Here is a 19,258-nt window from a genome sequence, read left to right on the forward strand (position 1 = left end):
TTGAAAGTAGGCTGGGGCTTGACCCCTTGGGAAGATCTATTATCAGATGGCCCATCTTCTGAAAATCAGATAATCCTATGTTTTGGAGAGGCCGATGTCCCTGACCCTGCGCCAAGTCCGCTACTTCGTCGCCACCGCCGAGATAGGCCAGATTTCCCAGGCGGCGATTCACCTGAATATCTCCCAGTCGGCGGTGACCACCGCGATCAAGGAACTGGAAGCGATGCTCGGTGTGCAGCTGTTTGTGCGTTCGGCCCAGGGCATGAACCTCACCGACGCCGGGCGGCATTTTCTCAACCGTGCCTACGTGATTGTGCGCAGCGTGGATGATGCCCTGAACAGCCCCCTGCCCGACTACCGCGCCAGCGGCGTATTGCGCCTGGCCGCCAGCTACACGGTGCTGGGTTACTTCCTGCCCCACCACCTGCAACGCATGGAGCACTGGCACCCGGACGTGACCATCGAGGTGTTCGAGCAGGAGCGCCAGGCCATCGAGCACGGCTTGCTCAACGGCCAGTTCGACATGGCCGTGGTGCTCACCGCCAACCTGACTCACCCGGATATCGTCTCTGAGATCCTGTTCAACTCCGAACGCCGCCTGTGGCTACCCAGCCATCACCCCTTGTGCGAGCGCGGGGCCGTGAGCCTGGCGGATGTGGCACGGGAGCCCTACGTCATGCTCACCGTCGACGAGGCAGAACACAGTGCCATGCGCTATTGGGAACAGGCCGGGCAAACGCCCAAGGTGCGCCTGCGTACCAGCTCCGTGGAGGCGGTGCGCAGCATGGTCGCCAATGGCAGCGGCGTGGCGATTCTGTCAGACCTGGTGCACCGGCCCTGGTCCCTGGAGGGCAAGCGCATCGAGACCCTGACCGTCACCGACCCCGTCACGCCGATGAGCGTCGGCCTGGCCTGGCACCGCGAGCGTGCGTTTACGCCTGCGATGCAAGCGGTGCGCGATTACTTCCACGACGCCTTCCTGGCGCCGCAGCAGCTGTCGGGGCGCCGTTAAAGCTGGGCTTGCAGGAGGCCGGCCAGCCAGTCCATGAACACCCGTACCCGCAGCGGCAAATGCCGTTGGCCTGCGTATAGCAAGGACACATCCAACGGCGGCGCCGGGTAATCGGGCAATACCGCCACCAGTTCACCACTGGCCAATAAATCGTGAATGCCCAAGGCAGGCACCTGGGTAATGCCAAACCCGCCCAGGCACGCCACCCGGTAGGCATCGGTGCTGTTGACTGTGACCCGCCCGGCCATCGGCACGCGATGCACCTTGTTGCCTTGCAGGTACTCGAAGCCCGGCGAGCGCGACCCCAGCGGCCGCACGTAGTGCACCAATTGGTGGTGCGCCAAATCAGCCAAGGTCTGGGGCACGCCGTAACGTTGCAGGTACGCCGCACTCACGCAGTTGATCATCGCCAGGCTGCACAGTCGCCGCGCCACCACGGTTTGGTCCGGCTGCGCGCCAACGCGCAGTACGCAGTCGAAGCCTTCGGCAAGCAGGTCGACCTGGCGGTCGGTGCTGCTGATTTCCAGCTCGATCAGCGGGTGTGCGTCCATAAATTGCGGCAGGCGCGGCAGGATCAACTCCCGCGCCATCACGTTAGGCATGTCCACGCGGATACGCCCACTCAGTTGCGCCTCGTCCTGGCGAAACAGGCCCTCCAATTCCTCCATGTGCGCCAGTAAATCCTTGCTGCGTTCATACAACACGCGGCCGTCCTGGGTCGCCTGCACCGTGCGCGTGGTGCGCTGCAACAGGCGCGCGCCGAGCAGTTCTTCCAGCGCCTGCACATGCTCGGACACCGTGGAGCGCGGCAGACCCAGGCTCTCGCCAGCCTGGGTAAAACTCGACAGTTCAGTGACCCGCACGAAGGTGCGCAGCAGCTCAAGCTTGTTCATGGGATTGTTCGCCTTATCCGGCCAGTGATTCCGGTATAGCGCTGTTTATCATGTTATGGGCGAATAAATACACTCAGTCCCATCGATCACCTGAGAGGACTGCACCATGACCCGTAAAATCGCACTGATTACCGGCGCCAGCCGTGGCCTGGGCAAAAGCGCTGCGCTGCACTTGGCGGCACAGGGCGTCGATATCATCGGCACCTACCACAGCGCGTCGGGCGAAGCCCAGGCCGTGGTCGAGCAAATCCAAGCCTTGGGTGGCCGCGCCGCCATGCTGCAACTGGATGTGAGCCAGAGCAGCCGCTTCGATGATTTTGTCGGCCAAGTCGGCGCGGTGCTCAAGGAAGTGTTTGCACAAGATCAGTTCAATTTCCTGATTAACAACGCAGGCATCGGCACCCACGCCAGCTTTGCCGACACCACCGAAGCCCAATTCGATCAACTGGTGGCGATCCAATTCAAAGGCCCCTTTTTCCTGACCCAGAAGCTCTTGCCGCTGATCAGCGACGGTGGCCGCATCCTCAATATCTCCAGCGGTCTGGCGCGGTTCAGCCTGCCGGGGTATGCGGCCTATGCGTCGATGAAAGGCGCGATGGAAGTACTCACTCGCTATCAAGCCAAGGAATTGGGTGCACGTGGGATCAGCGTGAATATCCTCGCCCCCGGCGCCATCGAGACCGACTTCGGCGGCGGCGCCGTACGCGACAATGCCGCCCTCAATAGCATGGTGGCCAACAACACCGCCTTGGGCCGCGCCGGTTTACCGGACGATATTGGTGGCGCGATCGCCAGTCTGCTCGCCGACGGCAGCCACTGGATCACCGGGCAGCGCATTGAGGCGTCGGGCGGTATGTTTCTGTAAAAACCTGGCGCGCACTACGTCATAGCCCCAGTGATAGACATAGGTGTACGGCAGGAAAAACAGCAGTACACCGATGTCGAGCATAAACGCCTGCACCAGGCTGATATTCAGCCACGCGGCAATCAGCGGCACCGCGATAATCACCAACCCGCCCTCAAACATCAGCGCATGCAACACCCGCGTCCATGCGCCACCGGCCAGTTGCAGGCGCACCTTCAAGCGGTCGAACAGGCTGTTGAAGATGATATTCCAGGTCAACGCCAGCAGGCTCAGGCCCAAGGTCACCGCGCCCATTTCCAGGGCCGGCCGGCCGGTGATCCACACCAGCAGCGGCGTACAGATCACCAGCGCCAGCCCCTCGAAACCCAAGGCTTGGCAAACACGTTCAGTCATCGATTTGGTGGGGGTCATGGCCCGGCTCCGTGAGTAAGGATGGTTGCCATCATTACCCTTGCAACCGATACTTCATAACTAATAACCATCGATCAAGACGATACTTATGGCCTCCAACGAAGTGCTGCAAGCGTTTGTACAGGCGGCAACCCAAGGCTCGTTCTCGGCGGCAGCACGCAAGCTGGGCAAGAGCCAGTCCACCGTCAGCGCAGCGGTGGCCAGCTTGGAGATTGACCTGGATGTGGTGCTGTTCGACCGCAGCAGCCGCAAGCCGACCCTGACCCCCGCCGGGCATGTGCTGCTGCAACGCGCCGAACAGGTGCTGGAGGCCAGCAGCCGCTTGGAATTGGCGGCGAGCCAGTTGTCCCAAGGGCTGGAGCCGAAGCTGACCATCGCCATGTCCGATACCTACCAGTCCGACCGTTTCGAAGTCGCGCTGAAAACCTTTGAACAGCGCTACCCCGACCTTGAGCTGGAATGCCTGATCGCCGAATGCGAAGACCTGATCGACCTGGTGCAAAGTGGCCGGACACATATCGCGTTTATCGAAAAACAAGAGGTGTACCCGCCCGACCTTACTGGTGCGCCGGTAGAGGAGCGTACGGAAATCGCCTTGTTCGCCTCTCCCAACCACCCATTGGCCAGGCTGCGAAACATCTCGGCCGACACCCTGCAACAACACCGTGAACTGCGCCTGGCCAGCATCATCAACCCCACCGAAATCCGTACCAGCGGGCGTGTGTGGTCGGCGCCCAGTTACCTGATGCTGATGGAAATGGCCCAGCTGGGTTTTGGGTGGACGCCCCTGCCGCGCTGGCTGGTGGAACGTTTTGATCGCGGCCAGTTGGTGGAGCTCAAGGCCCGCAGTTGGCCGCGCTTTGTGGCGGTGGATGCGCTGTGGTCGCGGCACCACCCGCCGGGGCCGGCGGGGAGTTGGTTGTTGGGGAAGATGTTGGAGTGATGATCGAACCCAATAGAGCGAACAAATAAAGATCTAATGTGGGAGCGGGCTTGCTCGCGAAAGCGGTCTATCAGTTAGTGATTAGTTGACTGATACACCGCCTTCGCGAGCAAGCCCGCTCCCACACTTTGACCGCGTCCAGCCTGATCAGTCGTGCATGCCTTCGGTCACCAACGTCACCAACCGGTCCAAGCTCTGCCCCCAGCCGTCATGAAACCCCATCGCCTCATGGGCCTGTTTGTCTTGCGCGCTCCAATGCATGGCACGGGCGATATAGAGCGTCTTGTTGCCCTCCACTTCCTGCAAGGTCACTTCAGCCGTCATGAACGCCTTGCCGGACGGAATCCATCCCGGCATAAACGCATCGGTAAACACCAGTCGCCGGGGCGCGACGATCTCCAGGAACACGCCTTGGGTTGGGTATTCGCTACCATCCGGAGCGCGCATCAAGGTGCGAAACAGCCCACCGACCCACAGGTTCATTTCGCACTCGGGGGTGGTCATGCCGTGGGGCCCCCACCACTGTTGCAACAAAGCAGGCTCGGTCCAGGCGCGAAACACCCGGCTGCGGGGCGCGTCGATCACGCGGCTGATGGACAGTTCAAATTCGGCAGGTTGGCTGGACATGGGGTAAACCTCCTGAGTCTTAGGGTTGTTGTGTTCAGGGATTCAGTGTTCGAACGGTATTCACTATAGATCAGCACCAAACCCGCTAGAATCGCCGCCTCTCTGTAGTATTTGGGATGCAGCCCCGATGGAAACCCGCCTCGTCCCCTATGAGACGCTGAGCCTCGCGCAAAAACAGCAACTCGACACCCTGCAAGTGCACCCCGAGCAACTGGCCTATAGCGGTGATATCTACTGCGCGCTGAACAGCCTGCTGGTCAACCCCCATCCCACCGCGATCAAAGGCTTCGCCCTGCTCGCCGACGACGCACCCGTCGCCTTCCTGCTGCTCAAGCGCCCGCCCTGCCTGCCCCATTGGGCCGATGAACACAGCGCCACACTGCATGCATTGCAGGTGGATCGCGGGCAACAGGGCCGGGGGTTTGGCAAGGCGTGTTTGCAGGCGTTGCCTGATGCGGCATTGCAAGCGTGGCCGCAGATCAAGGGGATTGAGTTGTCGGTGGACGCAGACAATGTGGCGGCGATGGGGCTGTATCTATCGGCGGGGTGGGCGGACAGCGGGGAAGCGTATCGGGGCCGAGTGGGGTTTGAACGCAGGCTGAGCTGGATGTTTGGTCGGAGTAGCCTTGACACTTCAAAAATGTAACGTATACATGACTTCACGAACATAAAGTAATGAATATATGACATGGAAGCTTCAACCATCACTCAGCGACTCGGCGACCAAGTTCGCGCTATGCGCCTCAATCGAGGTTATAAGCAAGCGGAGCTGGCGGAGCTTGCGGGCGTTACCCGTCAAAAACTGATTGAAATTGAACAAGGCAGCCCTTCGGTTTCCATGAATGCCTACGCCCGAGTCATTGCGGCGTTGGGCAGCGAGATCAAATTAGTGCCCGTGACCCTGCCGACACTGGAAGAACTGGAGGACCTGTTCAATGAATAACCCCAGCTTGCGCGTGCATACGCCTCAAGGTGAAAGCGGCAGTGTCTTGATGAGCGCCGATGACTACCTGTTTCGCTACCACGACAAAGCACTGGCACAAAGCGCAGTAAGCCTGGCAATGCCCGTTCGAGCTGAAGAATACCGCCGCCGTGAACTGCACCCCATCTTCCAGATGAACCTGCCGGAAGGCTACGTGCTGGAACAACTGCGCAATCGCCTCGCCAAGACGGTGAAAGTCGACCCAATGTTGCTATTGGCACTGTCCGGCAGCAGCGCTCCGATTGGCCGCGTGTTCGTGTCTTCGGAGCAGGTCAACGAGTTGATCCAACGCAACGGCTCACCCGCCACCGGGGAAAACCTCGATGAGATTCTGGCGTGGGACGGCGCGCAAGATCTGTTTGCCGACTTGGTAGATCGCTACATCTTGCGGGCGGGCATTTCCGGCGTGCAGCCCAAGGTGCTGGTGCCGGAAAAACCGCAAACACCCGAGCAGAAATTTACCTCGAAAACCAACGATCTGATTATCAAGAGTGGGCGCGACGAGTTTCCCGGATTGGCCATCAACGAATACCTGTGCATGTCCATCGCACGGGATGCGGGCCTGCCGGTGCCGCCGTTTTACCTGTCGCAGAACCATAAGCTGTTCATCATGCGGCGCTTTGATCGGGACGCGCAGCTCAACCCACTGGGCTTTGAGGACATGACTACGCTGATGGGGTTATCTGCCGAGCAGAAATACAGCAAAAGCTACGCAGCCATCGCCAAGGCCGTGCGCATGTTCTGTGCGCCAGTGCAGATTCGTAGCTCGCTTGACCAGTTGTTCGACAGTGTGGCCCTGAGCTGCATCGTGGGTAACGGCGATGCTCACCTGAAGAATTTCGGCGTGCTCTACAGCGATCCGGTGAAATACGACACACGCCTGGCACCGGCCTACGACATTGTTAACACCACAGCCTACCGCCCCGAAGACTCACTCGCCCTGGACCTGTCCGGCAACAAATCCATGTTTGCCTCGCGCCTGGGCATTCTTGAGTTTGCGAGAACCTGTGAGGTCGAAAACCCCGAAGCGCGTATTCAAGGGTTGCTTCAAGCCCTTGAAGAGGTGCTCAAGCGCGAAGATGAGTACTGCCGCTTGGCTCCAAACGTAGCCAACGCCATACGCCAATCGGCACAGGGCTTCCAGCTCACCTTTGGTGGCTGAATGCCCTGTGGTAAGGGGCGTTTACTTGTCGCCCACCGGTAACCAGACTTCCACCGTCCCAGTGCCCTTGCGCACATCAAAATCGGCGCTGTAGCGCTCGAAATCCGCCCCTACTACCCTGTAACCCGAGTGCGGCAACCACTCGAACATGATGCGCTCATAGGTTTGCTCCAGCGCCTGCACCGGTCCGTAATGGGGAAACACGGCGTAGTTGAGCGGTGGAATTTCGATGCATTCAAAATTACTCGGCACGTCGCTTTTGCTCGGTACCTCCACCCCGGCCAGGTAATCGAATTCGCCATGTTTGGGGTTGTGGCACACGCCATACGTCACGCCGCCGACGCGTTTCTTGATGTCCTTGATACAGGTGTCGAACAACTCCCACAGTTTGGGGATATCCCCTACGGTGGCTTTGGAATAACGCCCTTGTACACCGGCAATCACCAGCGCCTTGCCCGCTTCCATGCGCGGCTCCAACGGTTGTTTTGTCTGCTGATCCATACGAACAGTCTCCTTGTTATGAGGGCACAAACCCGCATCGAGTATAGGGGGATATCTCCACAACCTTCCAAGCAGAAAATTTTCCTGCGCATCTGGACAACTGGCCATCATCGACCGTATTGTCTGCCCCGCAGGCCACCGCAGTGGCCGACGTCGCTCGGACGGTTCCGGGCGCTTACGTACTCCGAGGCAACAATGGCAGACCAAGGTTCGCCGCGCCGCTTTGCGCGCATAGATCGACTCCCCCCTTACGTGTTCAATATCACTGCCGAGCTGAAGATGGCTGCGCGTCGGCGCGGCGAAGACATCATCGACTTGAGCATGGGTAACCCTGACGGCGCCACGCCTCCCCATATCGTGGAGAAGATGGTCACCGTCGCCCAGCGTGAAGACACCCACGGCTACTCCACCTCCAAAGGCATTCCGCGTTTGCGCCGGGCGATTTCGCGCTGGTACAAAGACCGCTATGAAGTGGAGATCGACCCCGAGTCGGAAGCCATCGTGACCATCGGTTCCAAGGAAGGCCTGGCGCATTTGATGCTGGCCACTCTGGACCAGGGCGACACGGTGCTGGTACCAAACCCGAGCTACCCGATTCACATCTACGGTGCCGTGATTGCCGGCGCCCAGGTGCGCTCGGTGCCGCTGATCCCTGGCGTGGATTTCTTCGCCGAACTGGAACGGGCGATTCGCGGTTCGATCCCCAAGCCGAAGATGATGATTTTGGGCTTCCCGTCCAACCCCACCGCGCAGTGCGTGGAGCTGGATTTCTTCGAACGGGTGATCGCCCTGGCCAAGCAGTACGACGTACTGGTGGTTCACGACCTGGCCTACGCCGACATCGTCTATGACGGCTGGAAAGCCCCGTCGATCATGCAAGTACCGGGCGCCAAGGACATTGCGGTGGAGTTCTTCACCCTGTCCAAAAGCTACAACATGGCTGGCTGGCGCATCGGCTTCATGGTGGGCAACCCGGAGCTGGTCAACGCCCTGGCGCGCATCAAGAGCTACCACGACTACGGTACATTCACGCCGCTGCAAGTGGCCGCCATTGCAGCATTGGAAGGCGACCAACAGTGCGTGAAAGATATTGCCGAGCAGTATCGCCAGCGCCGTAACGTGCTGGTCAAGGGCCTGCATGAGTTGGGTTGGATGGTGGAAAATCCGAAGGCGTCGATGTACGTCTGGGCCAAGATTCCCGAGCAGTATGCCGCCATGGGCTCGCTGGAATTTGCCAAGAAATTGCTGCTGGAAGCCAAGGTGTGTGTGTCGCCGGGGATCGGCTTTGGTGAGTATGGCGATGATCATGTGCGCTTTGCGCTGATCGAGAACCAGGACCGGATTCGGCAGGCGGTGCGGGGGATTCGGGGGATGTTTCGGGCGGATGGATTGGTCACTAAGGCCTGACCCGATCCACCTGTAGGAATATGGTCAAAACTGTGGGAGCGGGCTTGCTCGCGAAGGCGGTGGATCAGTCACCCAATACATTGACTGATACACCGCCTTCGCGAGCAAGCCCGCTCCCACATTTGGATTGGGTTTTCACCCCAATGCCGCGGGTGTTGCTTAGACCACCAACGACAACAGCATGATGAAGATCAGCGCCACCACCGACAGAATCGTCTCCATCGCCGTCCACGTCTTGAACGTCTCAGCCACGGTCATATTGAAATACTGCTTCACCAGCCAGAACCCCGCATCGTTGACGTGCGACAAAATCAACGACCCCGCCCCCGTCGCCAACACCAGCAGCTCACGGTTAACCCCCGGAATCATCCCCACCACCGGCACCACGATGCCCGCACCGGTAATGGTTGCCACAGTCGCCGAACCAGTCGCTACACGAATCACCGCCGCCACCAGCCACGCCAGCAGAATCGGGTTGATCTGCGCGTTCACCGCCATATGGCCGATCACGTCACCCACGCCGCTGGTCACCAGCATCTGCTTGAAGCCACCACCGGCACCGATGATCAGGATGATCGCGGCGGTCGGCGCAAGGCTGGCGTCCAGCAGTTTGAGGATCTGCTTGGAGTGGATGCCCTGGCGATGGCCAAAGGTGTACAGCGACAACAGCAACGCCAGCAACAGCGCGGAGATCGGGTGACCGATCATGTCCATCCAGTTGCGTACGACGTGGCCGTCGGGCAAGCCGATATCCGCAAAGGTTTTGAGCAACATCAGAAACACCGGCAACAGCACGGTGATCAGGGTGATGCTGAAGCTCGGCAGGTTCTTGTTTTCTGGCTCGCGGGCCAGTTGGTCCACCAACTCCTGGGACGGGTTGCCCGGGATGTACTTGGCGATGAAGGTACCGAAAATCGGGCCGGCGATGATGGCGGTCGGCAGTGCGACGATCAGGCCGTAGAGGATGGTCTTGCCGATGTCCGCGCCAAACACGCCGATGGCCAGCAGCGGGCCCGGGTGCGGTGGCACTAGGCCGTGCACCGCTGACAAGCCGGCGAGCAGCGGGATGCCGATCTTGATCAGCGACACGCCAGTACGGCGCGCCACGATAAACACCAGCGGGATCAGCAACACAAAACCGATCTCGAAGAACAGCGGGATGCCCACCAGGAACGCGGCGAACATCATGGCCCACTGGACTTTTTCCTTGCCGAAGGCGCGGATCAGGGTCTGGGCGATCTGATCGGCACCGCCGGATTCGGCCATCATCTTGCCGAGCATCGTGCCCAGCGCGAGGATGATGCCGACAAAGCCGAGCACCCCGCCGAAGCCGTCTTGGAACGCCTTGATGATCTTGTCCACGGGCATGCCCGAGGTCAGGCCGAGAAAGCCGGCCGCGATGATCAGTGCAATGAACGGGTGCACCTTGAACTTGGTGATCAGTACGATCAACCCGATGATAGTGACCACTGCATCAAGCAGCAGGTAAGACTCGTGGGACATGCCAAACATGGGGGGTCTCTCCTGTTTGTTGTTGTTATTAAAGCGGGTGTTGAATTTCCTGCCGCAGATAGCGCTATCTTTTCTGGCAAAAAATTACTTGGAAGGTTCGAAGCCGTGTTGCAGCCACCAGGCATTGGTTTGCTCGGCCAAGGTCTCGATGCTGTCGATGCTGGCGTTGAGGGCCAGGGTCAGCGGCTCGCCCACGGGCGATTCAAGGGTGGCGAACTGGCTGTCTATAAGGCTTGCCGGCATGAAATGGCCGGGGCGATGGGACACGCGGTCGGACGCTACTTCACGGGTCAGCTCCAAAAATACGAAACCCAGGCCCGGCGCGGCTTCGCGCAAGTGGTCGCGGTATTTCTTTTTAAGCGCTGAACAGGTGAGCACCGGGTGTTCCCCGGCCTTGAGCGAGCGGCGCAGTTCATCGCAGAGGATGTCGAGCCAGCCGGCGCGGTCGTCGTCGTTGAGGGGGTGGCCGGCGCTCATCTTTTCGATGTTCGCGGCGGGGTGGAAGCTGTCGCCTTCAATGGCGGTGGCGCCGTTCAGACGGCACAGGGCTTCGCTGACGCTGGTCTTGCCACAGCCAGCAACACCCATGATGACCAGGGCAGTAACAGGTTGACTCATGAAACACCTCAGGACGCAGATAGCGCTACCTTTGCACGCAATAAGGCTAGTGCAAAAACAGGCTTTTCCCGCGCCGTCTTGTCTTTTTTTATGGAGTGACGCGTGCATCCGCTCCAAGCGTTTGAACCCGGATCAGGCAACCCGTAATTCAAGAATTTGCAGCCTTTTGGAGACAGCGCTACCTTAGTGCCTCGATTTTTGTTTGGCAAGCCGCCTGATGACCTCCAAGAACGATAAAAAATTGCGCACCACGGGTCGCCCGACCCTCAACGAAGTCGCCCGCCTGGCTGGCGTCAGCCCGATTACCGCCTCACGCGCCCTGCGTGGCATCAGCACCGTGGCCACCGAGCTGGTGGAAAAAGTGCAAAAGGCCGCCAGCGAGCTGAACTACGTGGTCAACCCCGCCGCCCGCGCCCTGGCCTCGGCCCAGAGCCATTCGGTGGTGGTGATCGTGCCGTCGCTGTCGAACCTTTTGTTTATCGAAACCCTCGAAGCCATCCACCAGGTACTGCGGCCCAAAGGCTTCGAAGTGCTGATCGGCAACTCCCACTATTCACGCGACGAAGAAGAAAACCTGCTGCGCAACTACATGGCCTACCAGCCACGGGGTTTGCTGCTGACCGGCTTCGACCGCACCGAAAGCGCCCGACGAATGGTCGAGGCCAGCAATGTGCCCTGCATCTACATGATGGACCTGGACCCCAACGCCGGCGTGAACTGCGTAGGGTTCTCCCAACTAGCAGCCGGAGAAACGGCGGCGGCGCATTTGCTGTCCCGTGGGCGCAAGCGCCTGGCTTATATAGGCGCGCAGTTGGACCAACGCACCTTGCTGCGCGGCGAAGGTTTCCGCCGTGCGCTGCAACAGGCGGGCCTGTACGACCCGGCGCTGGAAGTGCTGACGCCGCGCCCGTCCTCGGTCGGCCTGGGGGGCGAGTTGTTCCTGCAGTTGCTGGCGGCACATCCGGATGTGGATGCGATTTTCTTCGGCAACGATGACTTGGCCCAAGGTGCACTGTTGGAAGCCATGCGCCATGACATCAAAGTGCCGGAGCGCGTCGCGGTGCTGGGTTTCAACGACCTACCGGCGTCATCCTTCATGGTGCCGCGCTTGAGCAGCATCAGCACGCCGCGTGAGGCCATTGGGCGCCGTTCGGCGGAGCATTTGTTGACGATCATGGCGGGGAACAAAGTGGCCAAGCCGGTAGTGGATATGGGCTTTGAACTCCAGGTTCGGGAAAGCACCTGACCCTCTAAAGCCGAGCACTATCAAAATGTGGGAGCGGCGGTGCGAGCAAGTCGAATCGTCGCACCGCCGCTCCCACATTTTTTACCGTGCCCACTTGGAAACATCGCCGTAGCTTCACGCCCCTGCTAGATTGGCCGCTCTCCACCGCAAGGAAAGCACCATGGGACACTCACTGAAAATCCTCGGCCGCACGTCCTCCATCAACGTGCGCAAAGTGCTCTGGACCTGCCAGGAACTGGGCATCGACTACCAGCGCGAAGACTGGGGCATCGGCTACACCCCCACCCAATCCCCCGAATTCCTGGCGCTGAACCCCAACGCCCANAGCACCATGGGACACTCACTGAAAATCCTCGGCCGCACGTCCTCCATCAACGTGCGCAAAGTGCTCTGGACCTGCCAGGAACTGGGCATCGACTACCAGCGCGAAGACTGGGGCATCGGCTACACCCCCACCCAATCCCCCGAATTCCTGGCGCTGAACCCCAACGCCCAGGTGCCGGTACTGATCGACGACCATGGCGTGCTGTGGGAGTCCAACACCATCTGCCGTTACCTTGTCAGCCTCTATGAGCGCCATGACCTGCTGCCCGCCGAACCCGCACCACGGGCGCGGGTGGAGCAGTGGATGGACTGGCAAGCCACCGAGCTCAACCCGTCCTGGGGCTACGCGTTCCACGCGCTGGTGCGCCAGAACCCTGACTACCAGGACCCGCAGCGCATCCAGGCCGGCGTGCAAGCCTGGAACGCCAAGATGGGCCTGCTCGAACAACAGCTGATCACAACCGGTGCCTTTGTAGCGGGCAGTGAATTCACCCTGGCGGATATCCTCGTCGGCCTGTCGGTGCACCGCTGGCGCAATGCTCCCTTAGAGCACCCGCCCTACCCTGCAGTCGAGGCGTACTACCAGCGCCTCAGCCAGCGCCCTGGTTTCCAGGCCTTTGCCCTCGATGGCCATAACTAAAACAAGGACCACACCGTGAAAGGACTCAACGTACTGCTGACCGGCGCTTGCGGCAGAATCGGCAAGACGTTTTTCGAAGCCTCGAAAGACCACTACCGCTTCACCCTCACCGACCGCATCGCGCCGGACTTCGCCCTCGGCGAACACCGCTTCGTACATGCCGACCTCAGCGACAAAGCCCACTTGGCCGCCCTGCTCGATGGCATCGACGTGATCGTGCACCTGTCGGGCATCCCCCACGCCAGCGCGTCGTTCGACGAATTGCTGCCCAACAATATCCTCGCCACCACCTACCTGTTCGAAGCCGCCGTGGCCGCAGGCGTGCAGCGCCTGGTGTTCGCCAGCAGCGCGCAAACCATCGAAGGCTACCCGGTAGACCGCCAGATCACCCCCGGCATGCCGGTAATGCCGGCCAACCTGTATGGCGTGAGCAAATGCTACGGCGAGGCGCTGTGCGGTTTCTATGCAGCCAAAACCCCACTGTCGACCATTGCCCTGCGCATCGGCGCCTTTGAATTCCCAGAAACCCACGACCTCAACAACGCCCGCGACCTCAGCGCCTGGCTCAGCCCCCGCGATGCGGTGCATCTGCTGCAACGCGCGGTGGAGGCCGAGGGCGTAAAGCACCTGATCGCTCATGGCATCTCCAACAACCGCTTCAAGCGCCTGGACCTGAGCGAAACCACGCGGGTGCTGGGTTACCATCCCCAGGATGACGCGTTCCAAGCGTTTGAGATTCCGATCACTTATTGAGTTTCCCCATGCCCGCACTTTCTACTACCGATGGCATCGACCCGGTCCGTGCCGCCCATATCAGCGCGCGCATCGACCGCCTGCCTGCCGTTGCCACCGTCTGGCGCCTGGTAGCGTTGCTGTCCATTGGCGGTTTTTTCGAGCTGTATGACCTGTTCCAGACCGCCTATATCAGCCCTGGCTTGATCAGCGATGGCATCTTCCATATCGGCAAGGAAGGCGTTTTCGGCTTCTCCGACCAGGCGGCGTTCGCCTCGGCGACCTTCCTTGGCCTGTTCCTCGGCGCCAGCCTGCTCAGCCCCATCGCCGACCGTTTCGGGCGGCGGGCGATTTTCACCTTCGCGCTGATCTGGTACACGGTCGCCACGGTGTTGATGGGCATCCAGACGTCTGCACTGGGCATCATCTGCATGCGCTTTCTGGTGGGCATAGGCCTGGGGATCGAGCTGGTGACCATCGACGCCTACCTCTCGGAACTGGTACCCAAGCGCATGCGCAGTTCGGCGTTTGCCTTTGCGTTTTTTATCCAGTTCCTTTCGGTGCCGGCGGTGGCATTGATGTCGTGGTGGCTGGTGCCCCAGGCGCCGTTCGGCGTGTCGGGCTGGCGTTGGGTGGTGTTGTCGAGCGCAGTGTTTGCGCTGTTTATCTGGCAACTGCGCAAGCGTCTGCCGGAATCCCCGCGCTGGCTTGCACAGAAAGGTCGCTTCAACGAAGCCTGCGCGATCATGGATAACCTTGAGGCGCGCTGTCAGAAGGACCATGGCAAGCCGCTGGACGAACCGGAGCCGGAAGCCGTCAGCGTGCAAGGCAGCGGGCGCTTCGCCGATATCTGGCAACCGCCGTACCGCCGCCGCGCCTTGATGCTGATCGTGTTCCATGTGTTCCAGGCCATCGGCTTTTTCGGCTTCGGCAACTGGCTACCCGCCTTGCTCTCGGGCCAAGGCGTGAGCGTGACCCACAGTTTGCTCTACGCCTTCATCATCACCCTCGCCTACCCGCTGGGGCCGTTGCTGTTTGTGAAGGTGGCCAACCGCTTCGAGAACAAATGGCAGATCGTCGGCTCGGCCCTGGGTGCGATGATCTTCGGCAGCCTGTTCGCCCTGCAAACCACGGCGGTGGGGCTGGTGATCTGCGGGGTGATGATCACCTTCTGCAATGCGTGGCTGAGCTTCAGTTATCACTCGTACCAGAGCGAGCTGTTCCCCACCAACATCCGTGCGCGGGCGGTGGGCTTCTGCTATTCGTTCAGCCGCTTGTCCACGGTGTTCAGCAGCCTGTTGATCGGCTTTATCCTCGAACACCTGGGCACACCGGGGGTATTGGCGTTTATCGCCAGCAGCATGTTGATCGTGATGATCACCATCAGTTGGTTTGGTCCGCGTACGCGCAACCTGGCGTTGGAAAATATCGCCCATTGACGGCAACGGTTGGCCGCAGGCGGGACAAGTCTTGCCGCTGCGGCCTCACCATCCCCTATAAAACCTGGGCTTTCGACCCCGGCACGCTATTTGCTCCACCTGTGGCACACGAATATTTCCACAGGTGACCGATCATGCTGGTTAACAACAACACCCAAGCCGTGACCACCGTGCAGCAGCTCAAGCGCTCCGATATGGACCCGGCCAACGCCGCCGCCAGCGCGTTGTACAGCGGCGCCTTGCAAGCGGCCCAGCAAAGCGTGACCGTGCCGGCCGCGCAGAAGGAACTGGACAAGGCCGCCGACCGTATCGACGAAGCCTTCGCCAAGACCCGTGTGCAGTTACAGGCCAGCACCACTGACGTGCCTGCGACCAGCTCCACGACTTCGGCACGCTCGGAGTTCACCGACTACATGAGCAAATCCCCGGCCGAGCGTATCCGCGAGCAATTGCTCAAGGAGCAGGGTTTGACCGAGGCGGATGTGCAGAACATGTCCCAGGAAAAACAGGACGCGATTACCAAGCAAGTGGCCGAGCGCGTGAAGCAACAACAAGAGCAGCAGGTAGCGGCCAAGGCCACTGACCCGGCGCAGACCGTGAAGGCAACCCTGGCGGCGATCTAAGCCACCCAGCGGTACCAAAATGTGGGAGGGGCGGTGCGACGATTCGACTTGCCCCCTCCCACATTGGATCGCGTTCAACATTGGTTTTGCTGGGTTTGCGCTATTGCAATTGCAGGGTGGAGTTGAACTGGCTGATGGCATCCACCACATGCCGTGACCCTTCCTGAATTTCCAGGATCACCTGCCCCGCTTCATTCGCCAACTCCACCCCCAGTCCCGTGCGGCTCAGGCTCGATTGCATGCTCGATACCGCGCTCACTGACAGGTCGTGGTTCTTGCGCACCACATCCACAATTTCTACCGTCGCCTGGCTGGTCCGCGCCGCGAGGCTACGCACTTCATCGGCCACCACCGCAAACCCGCGCCCATGCTCACCGGCGCGCGCCGCTTCAATGGCCGCGTTGAGCGCGAGCATATTGGTCTGTTCGGCAATGCTGCGGATGGTCTGCACGATGGCGCCGATGATGTCCGACTGCTTGCTCACCGCATCAATGCTCTGCGCCGCCTGGTTCAGGTCGTGGGAAATCTCTTCGATAATCTGCACGGTTTGCTGCACCACTTCCGATCCCTTGCGGGCGCAGGCGTCGTTTTGCACCGAGGTGGCGTGGGCCGAGTCGGCGGCGGTACGCAGGGTGGTGACTTGGTCGGTGATGTCGCTGGCGAACTTCACCACTTTGTACAGCCGCCCGTTGGTGTCGAAGATCGGGTTGTAAGACGCCTCCAGAAACAGGGTCTTGCCGTATTTGTTTTTGCGCTCGAAACGATGGGAGTGGTATTCGCCGCGATTAAGGGAGGCCCAAAACGCCTTGTAGGCCGGCGACTCCACTTCGCTGCGATGGCAGAACATGCTGTGGTGCTGGCCGATGATTTCTTCGCGGGTGTACTGCACGGTGCGCAAAAAGTTGTCGTTGGCGTTGAGGATCTGGCCCTGGGGCGTGAATTCGATCACCGCCATGGAGCGGCCGATGGCGTCGATCAGGCTTTGGTTTTCGTGTTCATGGTGCACCCGCGCAGAGATATCCGAGGCAACCTTGATCACGCTCTGCACCTGCTTGTCACTGTCCAGCACCGGCATGTAGCTGGCCTCCAACCACACTTCCTCGCCACGCTTGTTCAGGCGCATGAACGTGCCGCTGATGGCCTCGCCCCGCGCCAGGTCGCGCCAGAGCTTGGCGTAAGGCTCGGTGTGGGTGTAGGCCTCCTCGCAAAAAATCCGGTGGTGTTTGCCACGGATCTCCTCGGCGCTGTAGCCCATGGTTTTGCAGAAGTTGTCGTTGGCGTCGAGGATCACGCCATTGCGGTCGAACTCGATCATTGCCATGGAACGGCTGATGGCGGCGAGCTTGGCATTGGCTTCGGTGAGGGCGCAGGAGAAACGTTCGATTTCTTGCAGGTCAGATTTGTGATGGCGGTTGAACATGATCAGATCACCCTTGATTCCCGGCGCCTGGAAGGCGCATTCCATTTATTTATGGGGAAACAACCATCCGAATCGCTTTATATGCCAAGCGTCATCAACGGTTCTGGGTGAGCATAGACAGGGCTTGGCGCTATGCAAGGTCACTAGTCAGCCAGCATTTTCAGCAATGCACGGGTGGCGACGGACGGTGATCGGGTCGGTGCGCCGACCAAGGCGAACTCCCGATGCACCGGCCCCGTCAATGGCATCACACGCAGGTCATTGCGCTCCCACATTAGGGTTAAGGCTTAATGGCCGAACAAACCGCTCTCGGATTTCTTGGCCTTCTTGTCGGCGCGTTTTTCATCGGCGGTCTTTGCCGGTTTTTTCTTCGCGGCTTTCTTTGAATCCATACCTTTGGCCATGATGCGTACTCCACTGTAAGGGGATGTAGCACTGGGTATACCACCTATTGCCCGGCAGAAGGCGCTTATAATCCCCGCCCCTTCACAACGCTGCCTGAACACCATGCCCGAGTTGACCATCGATCTGCTGGCAGAGCCCCTGTGGCCGCTGCTGAACAAGTTTTACCGCAGCCACAATTCGTCGATGAAGGCGCTTAAGGGTGGGCGATTATGGGTGGCGCGCGATGGCGAGATTGTCGGCGGATTGTGCCTCACGCCGGTGTTAGGCGGGCAGTGGTTGACTGGCGTATTCGTGGACCCGGCGTACCGCGGCCAGGGGTTGGCGGCGAAGCTGATTCTTGAGGCAGTGGCCTCAGTGGAGGGCACGGTATGGCTGCTGTGCCACCCGGACCTGGAAGGGTTGTATCAGCGCATGGGGTTTACCCAGGACACGCTGCTGCCCCAATCCCTCAGTGAGCGGCTGGTGCGCTACAAGCGCAACAAACCGATGATCGCCATGGGCTTAGAACCAATGGTGAGGTCGTCCTTAGATAATGTGTGATCAGCCCATAGCAGGCCCATGCTAGCCTCGGCGGCACAGTGGCCCACTTATCGGATGATCATGAAAACGACGTTTGCAGCGCTCTCCCTTACCGCCCTCCTCCTCCCCGCTTTCAGCCAGGCCGCCGACGCGCCAATCAGCGCCAAGCAGTACCAAAGCGTACTGGCCGGCAGCTGGCGCGACCCGGCCAACAGCGCCCGCGATGGCTATCGCCACCCGCAGCAGACCCTGGAATTCTTTGGCCTGGGTGCCAAACAGACGGTGATCGAAATCACCCCAGGTGGCGGTTGGTACAGCGAAGTGCTCGCGCCCCTGCTCAAAGATCACGGGCAGTACATCGCCGCCGTGCAGGCCGCCAACAGCAGCGCCTATGCGCGCACCTCCGAAGAGAACCTGAAAAAGAAATTCGCCGCCGACCCTACGCGTTACGCCAACGCCCAGGTGGTGGAGTTCGACCCGAAGGCGCCGGTGTTCGGGAAAGCTGCATCGGCGGATGTGGTGCTGACGTTTCGCAATGTGCATAACTGGGTCGCAGCGGATACCGCATCGGCTACATTCAGCGCGTTCTACACCGTGCTGAAACCGGGTGGCGTGCTGGGGGTGGAAGATCACCGGGCCAAGGACGGTGCTGATCTTGAAGCAATCAAGGACACCGGCTACCTGACCACCGCCCAAGTGGTGAAGTTGGCGACCGATGCCGGGTTCAAGCTGGCGGGGCAAAGCGAAGTGAATGCCAACGCGAAGGACACCAAGGATTACCCCGCAGGTGTGTGGACCTTGCCGCCGACCTTGAAGTTGGGGGAGCAGGATAAAGCCAGGTATGTGGCGATTGGGGAGTCGGATCGGATGACGTTGCGGTTCATCAAGCCCGGCAAATAACCAAAGTCGAACACGGACTCAATGTGGGAGCGGGCTTGCTCGCGAATGCGGTGGATCAATCGACGCATATGTCGACT

Annotated in this window: 21 protein-coding genes and 2 pseudogenes; 15 read left to right on the forward strand and 8 right to left on the reverse strand. The window is 60.2% G+C overall.

Annotated elements, in window-relative coordinates; all coding sequences use genetic code 11:
* Positions 1 to 94 precede the first annotated feature (94 nt).
* Positions 95 to 1,012 (forward strand): LysR family transcriptional regulator, encoded by a 918-nt coding sequence (locus ACLD1Y_RS13860; RefSeq protein ID WP_429478486.1) that lies wholly within the window; start codon positions 95 to 97, stop codon positions 1,010 to 1,012.
* Here ACLD1Y_RS13860 and ACLD1Y_RS13865 read toward each other — a convergent pair.
* Entirely contained in the window at positions 1,009 to 1,905 is an 897-nt protein-coding gene (locus ACLD1Y_RS13865) for a LysR family transcriptional regulator (protein ID WP_429478487.1), read from the reverse strand. The genes ACLD1Y_RS13860 and ACLD1Y_RS13865 overlap by 4 nt on opposite strands.
* A gap of 106 nt (positions 1,906 to 2,011) precedes the next feature.
* Here ACLD1Y_RS13865 and ACLD1Y_RS13870 point away from each other — a divergent pair, with 106 nt between their 5' ends.
* Complete coding sequence (locus tag ACLD1Y_RS13870) at positions 2,012 to 2,770, forward strand: SDR family NAD(P)-dependent oxidoreductase (protein WP_429478488.1); 759 nt, start codon at positions 2,012 to 2,014, stop codon at positions 2,768 to 2,770.
* Here the strand turns inward: ACLD1Y_RS13870 and ACLD1Y_RS13875 are convergent.
* Complete coding sequence (locus ACLD1Y_RS13875) at positions 2,669 to 3,181, reverse strand: multidrug/biocide efflux PACE transporter (protein WP_429478489.1); 513 nt, start codon at positions 3,179 to 3,181, stop codon at positions 2,669 to 2,671. The two genes, ACLD1Y_RS13870 and ACLD1Y_RS13875, sit on opposite strands and share 102 nt — an antisense overlap.
* 88 nt (positions 3,182 to 3,269) lie before the next feature.
* Between ACLD1Y_RS13875 and ACLD1Y_RS13880 the strand changes: the two genes are divergently transcribed.
* A complete protein-coding gene (locus tag ACLD1Y_RS13880; RefSeq protein WP_429478490.1) occupies positions 3,270 to 4,124 on the forward strand; it encodes a LysR family transcriptional regulator in 855 nt (284 codons plus the stop codon).
* 147 nt (positions 4,125 to 4,271) lie between these two features.
* On the opposite strand, the gene ACLD1Y_RS13885 is transcribed toward ACLD1Y_RS13880, so the two are convergent.
* Positions 4,272 to 4,751, reverse strand: coding sequence for an SRPBCC family protein (locus tag ACLD1Y_RS13885; protein ID WP_429478491.1), 480 nt, complete (start codon positions 4,749 to 4,751; stop codon positions 4,272 to 4,274).
* 127 nt (positions 4,752 to 4,878) lie between these two features.
* Here ACLD1Y_RS13885 and ACLD1Y_RS13890 point away from each other — a divergent pair, with 127 nt between their 5' ends.
* The 3 genes from ACLD1Y_RS13890 to ACLD1Y_RS13900 are packed head-to-tail and all read left to right on the forward strand — an operon-like array spanning position 4,879 to position 6,895.
* Positions 4,879 to 5,397, forward strand: coding sequence for a GNAT family N-acetyltransferase (locus ACLD1Y_RS13890; RefSeq protein WP_429478492.1), 519 nt, complete (start codon positions 4,879 to 4,881; stop codon positions 5,395 to 5,397).
* A gap of 42 nt (positions 5,398 to 5,439) precedes the next feature.
* The gene (locus tag ACLD1Y_RS13895) at positions 5,440 to 5,694 is read left to right on the forward strand and encodes a helix-turn-helix domain-containing protein (RefSeq protein ID WP_429478493.1); all 255 of its coding nucleotides are present in this window, start codon (positions 5,440 to 5,442) and stop codon (positions 5,692 to 5,694) included.
* A complete protein-coding gene (locus tag ACLD1Y_RS13900) occupies positions 5,687 to 6,895 on the forward strand; it encodes a type II toxin-antitoxin system HipA family toxin (protein WP_429478494.1) in 1,209 nt (402 codons plus the stop codon). Before ACLD1Y_RS13895 ends, ACLD1Y_RS13900 begins: the two co-directional genes overlap by 8 nt.
* A 21-nt stretch (positions 6,896 to 6,916) precedes the next feature.
* Here ACLD1Y_RS13900 and ACLD1Y_RS13905 read toward each other — a convergent pair whose 3' ends face one another.
* Positions 6,917 to 7,396: a GyrI-like domain-containing protein gene (locus tag ACLD1Y_RS13905; RefSeq protein ID WP_429478495.1), complete on the reverse strand. Its 480-nt coding sequence runs from the start codon at positions 7,394 to 7,396 to the stop codon at positions 6,917 to 6,919.
* 195 nt (positions 7,397 to 7,591) lie between these two features.
* Between ACLD1Y_RS13905 and alaC the strand changes: the two genes are divergently transcribed.
* A complete protein-coding gene (gene alaC / locus ACLD1Y_RS13910; RefSeq protein WP_429478496.1) occupies positions 7,592 to 8,803 on the forward strand; it encodes an alanine transaminase in 1,212 nt (403 codons plus the stop codon).
* A gap of 159 nt (positions 8,804 to 8,962) precedes the next feature.
* Here alaC and ACLD1Y_RS13915 read toward each other — a convergent pair whose 3' ends face one another.
* Positions 8,963 to 10,315 carry a GntP family permease gene (locus ACLD1Y_RS13915; protein WP_429478497.1) on the reverse strand — a complete coding sequence of 451 codons (1,353 nt, stop codon included), beginning with the start codon at positions 10,313 to 10,315 and terminating at the stop codon, positions 8,963 to 8,965.
* Positions 10,316 to 10,399: 84 nt separating this feature from the next.
* Positions 10,400 to 10,933, reverse strand: coding sequence for a gluconokinase (locus ACLD1Y_RS13920; protein ID WP_429478498.1), 534 nt, complete (start codon positions 10,931 to 10,933; stop codon positions 10,400 to 10,402).
* 214 nt (positions 10,934 to 11,147) lie between these two features.
* Between ACLD1Y_RS13920 and ACLD1Y_RS13925 the strand changes: the two genes are divergently transcribed.
* The 6 genes and pseudogenes from ACLD1Y_RS13925 (at position 11,148) to ACLD1Y_RS13950 (ending at position 15,937) form a co-directional block, all read left to right on the forward strand.
* Complete coding sequence (locus ACLD1Y_RS13925) at positions 11,148 to 12,179, forward strand: LacI family DNA-binding transcriptional regulator (protein WP_429478507.1); 1,032 nt, start codon at positions 11,148 to 11,150, stop codon at positions 12,177 to 12,179.
* A 160-nt stretch (positions 12,180 to 12,339) separates the two neighbouring features.
* Positions 12,340 to 12,501 (forward strand): annotated as a pseudogene (locus ACLD1Y_RS13930) (glutathione S-transferase); the annotation flags it as partial.
* A 9-nt stretch (positions 12,502 to 12,510) separates the two neighbouring features.
* A complete protein-coding gene (locus ACLD1Y_RS13935) occupies positions 12,511 to 13,143 on the forward strand; it encodes a glutathione S-transferase family protein (protein WP_429478508.1) in 633 nt (210 codons plus the stop codon).
* A gap of 15 nt (positions 13,144 to 13,158) precedes the next feature.
* Positions 13,159 to 13,896, forward strand: a complete 738-nt coding sequence (locus ACLD1Y_RS13940; protein ID WP_429478499.1) for an NAD-dependent epimerase/dehydratase family protein — start codon at positions 13,159 to 13,161, stop codon at positions 13,894 to 13,896.
* An 8-nt stretch (positions 13,897 to 13,904) separates the two neighbouring features.
* Positions 13,905 to 15,314, forward strand: coding sequence for an MFS transporter (locus ACLD1Y_RS13945; protein WP_429478500.1), 1,410 nt, complete (start codon positions 13,905 to 13,907; stop codon positions 15,312 to 15,314).
* Between the two features lie 134 nt (positions 15,315 to 15,448).
* On the forward strand, positions 15,449 to 15,937 hold the full coding sequence (locus tag ACLD1Y_RS13950; RefSeq protein ID WP_429478501.1) for a hypothetical protein: 489 nt from the start codon (positions 15,449 to 15,451) through the stop codon (positions 15,935 to 15,937).
* 100 nt (positions 15,938 to 16,037) lie between these two features.
* Here ACLD1Y_RS13950 and ACLD1Y_RS13955 read toward each other — a convergent pair whose 3' ends face one another.
* A complete protein-coding gene (locus tag ACLD1Y_RS13955) occupies positions 16,038 to 16,607 on the reverse strand; it encodes a methyl-accepting chemotaxis protein (RefSeq protein ID WP_371319317.1) in 570 nt (189 codons plus the stop codon).
* Positions 16,581 to 17,402 (reverse strand): annotated as a pseudogene (locus ACLD1Y_RS13960) (PAS domain-containing protein); the annotation flags it as partial. The pseudogene ACLD1Y_RS13960 and the gene ACLD1Y_RS13955, both read right to left, overlap by 27 nt.
* Before the next feature lie 462 nt (positions 17,403 to 17,864).
* On the opposite strand from ACLD1Y_RS13960, the gene ACLD1Y_RS13965 reads away from it, so the two are divergent.
* Together ACLD1Y_RS13965 and ACLD1Y_RS13970 are read left to right on the forward strand one after the other, a co-directional pair.
* Entirely contained in the window at positions 17,865 to 18,302 is a 438-nt protein-coding gene (locus tag ACLD1Y_RS13965) for a GNAT family N-acetyltransferase (protein WP_429478502.1), read from the forward strand.
* Positions 18,303 to 18,362: 60 nt separating this feature from the next.
* The gene (locus tag ACLD1Y_RS13970) at positions 18,363 to 19,181 is read left to right on the forward strand and encodes a class I SAM-dependent methyltransferase (RefSeq protein ID WP_429478503.1); all 819 of its coding nucleotides are present in this window, start codon (positions 18,363 to 18,365) and stop codon (positions 19,179 to 19,181) included.
* Positions 19,182 to 19,258: the final 77 nt, after the last annotated feature.

It is taken from the genome of Pseudomonas sp. 18175 (genome assembly GCF_050432925.1).
Classification (GTDB): domain Bacteria; phylum Pseudomonadota; class Gammaproteobacteria; order Pseudomonadales; family Pseudomonadaceae; genus Aquipseudomonas.

Bases quoted from the DNA above. Each gene is read 5' to 3' on its own strand.
- ACLD1Y_RS13945 (WP_429478500.1), top strand. From the start codon at position 13,905: ATGCCCGCACTTTCTACTACCGATGGCATCGACCCGGTCCGTGCCGCC.
- ACLD1Y_RS13885 (WP_429478491.1), bottom strand. From the start codon at position 4,751: ATGTCCAGCCAACCTGCCGAATTTGAACTGTCCATCAGCCGCGTGATC.
- ACLD1Y_RS13965 (WP_429478502.1), top strand. From the start codon at position 17,865: ATGCCCGAGTTGACCATCGATCTGCTGGCAGAGCCCCTGTGGCCGCTG.
- ACLD1Y_RS13900 (WP_429478494.1), top strand. From the start codon at position 5,687: ATGAATAACCCCAGCTTGCGCGTGCATACGCCTCAAGGTGAAAGCGGC.
- ACLD1Y_RS13935 (WP_429478508.1), top strand. From the start codon at position 12,511: ATGGGACACTCACTGAAAATCCTCGGCCGCACGTCCTCCATCAACGTG.
- ACLD1Y_RS13895 (WP_429478493.1), top strand. From the start codon at position 5,440: ATGGAAGCTTCAACCATCACTCAGCGACTCGGCGACCAAGTTCGCGCT.
- ACLD1Y_RS13890 (WP_429478492.1), top strand. From the start codon at position 4,879: ATGGAAACCCGCCTCGTCCCCTATGAGACGCTGAGCCTCGCGCAAAAA.
- ACLD1Y_RS13865 (WP_429478487.1), bottom strand. From the start codon at position 1,905: ATGAACAAGCTTGAGCTGCTGCGCACCTTCGTGCGGGTCACTGAACTG.
- alaC (WP_429478496.1), top strand. From the start codon at position 7,592: ATGGCAGACCAAGGTTCGCCGCGCCGCTTTGCGCGCATAGATCGACTC.
- ACLD1Y_RS13880 (WP_429478490.1), top strand. From the start codon at position 3,270: ATGGCCTCCAACGAAGTGCTGCAAGCGTTTGTACAGGCGGCAACCCAA.
- ACLD1Y_RS13950 (WP_429478501.1), top strand. From the start codon at position 15,449: ATGCTGGTTAACAACAACACCCAAGCCGTGACCACCGTGCAGCAGCTC.
- ACLD1Y_RS13860 (WP_429478486.1), top strand. From the start codon at position 95: ATGTCCCTGACCCTGCGCCAAGTCCGCTACTTCGTCGCCACCGCCGAG.
- ACLD1Y_RS13870 (WP_429478488.1), top strand. From the start codon at position 2,012: ATGACCCGTAAAATCGCACTGATTACCGGCGCCAGCCGTGGCCTGGGC.
- ACLD1Y_RS13970 (WP_429478503.1), top strand. From the start codon at position 18,363: ATGAAAACGACGTTTGCAGCGCTCTCCCTTACCGCCCTCCTCCTCCCC.
- ACLD1Y_RS13915 (WP_429478497.1), bottom strand. From the start codon at position 10,315: ATGTTTGGCATGTCCCACGAGTCTTACCTGCTGCTTGATGCAGTGGTC.
- ACLD1Y_RS13875 (WP_429478489.1), bottom strand. From the start codon at position 3,181: ATGACCCCCACCAAATCGATGACTGAACGTGTTTGCCAAGCCTTGGGT.
- ACLD1Y_RS13920 (WP_429478498.1), bottom strand. From the start codon at position 10,933: ATGAGTCAACCTGTTACTGCCCTGGTCATCATGGGTGTTGCTGGCTGT.
- ACLD1Y_RS13905 (WP_429478495.1), bottom strand. From the start codon at position 7,396: ATGGATCAGCAGACAAAACAACCGTTGGAGCCGCGCATGGAAGCGGGC.